Raw genomic sequence first — 4,193 nt, 5'->3', positions numbered from 1 at the left:
TGTTTTGGACCCTTCAATGAACCAATAGCCCCTGAAATAGCAGAATAGATATCTGTACCAGTAGAAGATATAACAACATTTGTGAATGTAGAGTTGTTACCTCCACCATGGTCTGCATGTAGAATAAGTGCAGTATTAAGTACTTCTGCTTCCTTATTAGAGAAAGTACCATCTCTTCTTAATAAATATAAAATCTGTTCAGCAATAGAATAATCATAATTCTGATGATGAATAATCATTGATCCCTTATCAAAATGATGTACTTTTGATTGATATGTATAGCTGACAATAACAGGAATCTTCGCAATCAAATCAATTCCCTTATCTAATGTTTCTAATACACCTACATTATCTGGATCATCATCATAGCTATAAAGCATCAATACTTCTCTTTGTAGCTTGTTCATGAGATTCTTCTCTGGATAGCCCAAAATATTTAATTCTAGGTATCTTTCAGGCAAGGTGTAATGATCGCTAATCGTCTTCTTAAAGTGCTCCAATTCCTCTCTATTTGGTAAATAACCAAATAGAATCAAGAAGCAGACTTCTTCATATAAGAAACGACGACCTTTTCCATTCTCGACAATATCCTTTACATTGATACCACGATAATACAATGTACCATAGTCATCAACTTTTTCACCATCAACCTTCTTGTACCCCACTACATCTGATATATTTGTCAGACCAACTAATACACCAGTACCATCTTCATTACGTAAGCCTTTCTTTACAGAATACTTCTTATATAGTTCACCAGGAATAGCTGTTTCATCCAATGATTTCTTAAAACAATCCTTTATATTCTGATCCATATCACCAACTCCTTTTTTGAAGGTTGAATCTATTCTATCACATTATCTTTAGATTGTATACAAGTATTCTTATTAATATTTGAACTTTATTTAGTTGTTTTATTATTATCCACACTGCTATTTGTCTTTTATATAAAAAAAGAAGGATTACTCCTTCTCTTAATCAATCCATCCAAAATGACGACATGCAAACTCTATACCATCGTCTGTAGAATCTTTAGTAACAAAATCTGCTTTTTTCTTTAAGTCTTCTACACCATTACCCATCGCAATAGATGTCCATTCCTTCTTGAACATAACAAGATCATTCTCACCATCTCCAAAAACTACAACATCCTTAATATCAGCCTTTAAGTATTCCATCATCTTGATAATGCCTTTTTCTTTTGCATCATGCTGATAAGTAAGATAAGGTGATACAAAGCGGATATGCCCCACTGTATCTCTTAAAGTAAGTTCTTCTTCTTTGTCTTCTGGAATCGCAATATAAATCTTATAGATATCCTTCAAATCATCATAGTTTAATGACTTATCAAGAATATAACGAGTTGGTTCCTGTCTTTCTCCTACCTGTTCAATAAAGCGTTCATCCTTCATCACTACATCAATACTATCATTAACAGCAACTAATATTCCAAAGCCTTTTTCATCTGCTTCATGAATTAGAGCTAAAGCCTTTTCTCTATCTAATGGACTATTAGTAACAAGTTCATCATTATAAATAAGTGCTGCCCCACCATTAGAAACAAGATTATGAATACCAAGCATCTTAGCAGTATCTTTTGTTTTATAATAAGCACGTCCTGTCGCAATTGCGACAAAATGTCCTTTATCCTGTAATTTTTTAATTGTTTCTAATGCACTCGGTACCGGAATACCTGTTTGTATATCTGTCAAAGTGCCATCAATATCAAAGAAAAAATATTTTTTATCCATGCTTCTCCCTCTTCCAACGTCTATATTCAGTTATGTTATCTAATGCTTTTGTAATGAGTTTCACTAAATAATAAGCAACAACACATTCAAAAGCTACTACTATAATAACACGTAAGTCCGTAATAGGATACATATAAAAATAGGTTGGAATTGCATAAAGGCAACCAATAGTAAGCAGGATGTTTAAACCAATATTAAACTTTCTTAAAAAATTGAGTGGTTTAGAAACCTTAAATAATACAATAAAGCTAATAAATATAGTCGCTAAGAAACTATATGTAGAAAAGTATTTCGCATTTAAGAAGAACATCCATTTTAATAAGAAATTAAACAGTACAAGCACTACAACACTTAAAGCACATGGAAGTGCTGTATGAATCACATGTGTTAAGAAGCCCTTAGAACTCATTGTTGTATCGTGTTCAAGAGTAATAATGAATGATGGTAATCCAATTGCCATACCACTTACTAAAGAGAGCTGAAAAGGCGTAAATGGATAAGTTAAGCAGAAGAATCCAAAGATCAGACTAAGAATTGTAGAATAAATAGTCTTAGTTAGATATAGTGAGCTGACCTTTTCAATATTCGCAATGATGACACGACCTTCGTTTACAATTTCCTTCATTGAACTGAAGTTAGAATCTAATAATACAATATGTGCTGCCTGCTTAGCCGCATCTGCTCCATTGGCCATCGCGATACCACAATCTGCATCTTTAATTGCAAGGACATCATTGACACCATCACCCACCATACCAACAACATGACCATTTTCTTGGAAAGCTTTGATAATCAATTGTTTCTGTTCTGGTTTAACACGTCCAAAGACACATGTTTCTCCTAATACTTGTTTCATTTCTTCTACAGTATCAGGGAGAGTCGAAGCATCCATATAATTATTTGCGTTATCAAGCCCTGCAAGAGTGCATACACGAGAAACTGTAAGAGGGTTATCTCCTGAAAGGACTTTAATAGAAACACCCTGAGATTTGAAATAATCAAATGTATCATGTGCATCTTCTTTAATGATATCACTAATAGTAATAAGACAAACTGGAGTAAGAGAATGATAATGTCCCTCTTCTAAATAATCTGCTTCTCCTAACAGTAATACACGTAATCCAAATTCAGAGTAACCACTGACCTGATCTAAGATTTCTTTATTATCAGTCAAGAATTCAGGAGCACCTAATACAAAAGAACGATTATCATCAAAAGTTATTGCTCGATATTTACGTTCTGAAGAAAATGGTACTTCTGATTTCTTATGATATTTATCATTTTTAGTGAAGTAATTCATTAAAGCTTTCTGAGTTGGGTTGATATCATCTACTAAGAAAGCAAATGAACCCATAATATCGCAAATCATCTCACGCGTATATTGATTACTAATAGGAACAATATGTTTAACTTTAAGTTCACCTGTTGTGATAGTTCCTGTCTTATCAAGACATAGTACATCTACTCTGCTTAATGCTTCAATAGATTCCATCTGTTGAACAAGAGCTTTCTTTTTTGCAAGACGACCAACACCTAATACAAAAGATAAAGAAGTAAGAAGGACAAGTCCTTCAGGGATCATACCTATAACACCACCTACTGTTTTAACTAATGCGGTATTAAAGTCATTTGGCATGGCCTTATATTGTGCTCTAAAGAGTAATAGACCGACTGGCACAATAATAATACTCATAACCTTAATAATCTTCTCAATAGAATCTCTCATCTCACTAGACGCAAGATTCTTATGTTTTGCTTGGTTCACTAGCTTTGTAGAATAGTTTGCATTCCCTACACGGATTACTTTTGCATAACCACTTCCTGCCACAACGAAGGTTCCTGCATAGATTTCATCGTTCTCCTTCTTTTTAACAGGTACTGATTCCCCAGTCAAAAGAGATTCATTGATTTCTAATGCATGATTTTCTACAACCTTACAGTCTGTGCCAATCTGATTGCCAGCTGTCAAGAAAATAATATCATCCATAACAAGTTCTTCTACAGGAACATCAATCAGCTGACCATTACGAAGTGTTTTAACTTTTTCTACTGTAACAACACTTAGCTTATCAATAGTTTTCTTAACCTTGAACTCCTGAATGATACCTAATATTGTATTAGCTACCATAACTCCAATAAAAGTTAAGTTCTGCAGCTGTCCTGAAATCACAATCAAAACAGCTAAAAATATATTTAGAAAGTTGAAATATGTAAGAGTATGTTGTCTCACAATTTCCTTTTTAGTTTTAGAAATAGACTGACCTGTATAGTTCACCTGTCCTTGTTCTATTCTTTCTTGTACCTCTTGTTGTGAGAGGCCTTTTAATTCATTCATATCCACCACTCCTCATCTATTGCACTATCTTAACAAAGAAAAGTGTATTATTTGTGTACTTTCACCTTAATTTTTTCTTAAATAATAGATATAATTAACTTATCTTC

At 33.3% G+C, this 4,193-nt stretch carries 3 protein-coding genes; all 3 read right to left on the bottom strand.

Going from position 1 to position 4,193, the window contains the following annotated elements:
• The coding region (locus tag ACT8VG_RS08095) for a citrate/2-methylcitrate synthase (RefSeq protein WP_444195585.1) at positions 1-815 on the bottom strand (815 nt) is incomplete at its 3' end.
• Positions 816-974: 159 nt separating this feature from the next.
• On the bottom strand, positions 975-1,751 hold the full coding sequence (locus tag ACT8VG_RS08090; protein ID WP_444195584.1) for an HAD-IIB family hydrolase: 777 nt from the start codon (positions 1,749-1,751) through the stop codon (positions 975-977).
• Positions 1,744-4,086, bottom strand: a complete 2,343-nt coding sequence (locus tag ACT8VG_RS08085) for an HAD-IC family P-type ATPase (RefSeq protein ID WP_444195583.1) — start codon at positions 4,084-4,086, stop codon at positions 1,744-1,746. The genes ACT8VG_RS08090 and ACT8VG_RS08085 overlap by 8 nt, the downstream gene beginning before the upstream one ends.
• Between the last annotated feature and the right edge of the window lie 107 nt (positions 4,087-4,193).

The organism is Catenibacterium sp. (assembly GCF_052354645.1).
Taxonomy (GTDB): domain Bacteria; phylum Bacillota_I; class Bacilli_A; order Erysipelotrichales; family Coprobacillaceae; genus Catenibacterium; species Catenibacterium mitsuoka_A.
This window is presented reverse-complemented; position numbering and strand designations above follow the sequence as displayed.

Excerpts from the sequence above, each read along its gene's own strand:
- ACT8VG_RS08090 (WP_444195584.1), bottom strand. The coding sequence starts at position 1,751 with ATGGATAAAAAATATTTTTTCTTTGATATTGATGGCACTTTGACAGAT.
- ACT8VG_RS08085 (WP_444195583.1), bottom strand. The coding sequence starts at position 4,086 with ATGAATGAATTAAAAGGCCTCTCACAACAAGAGGTACAAGAAAGAATA.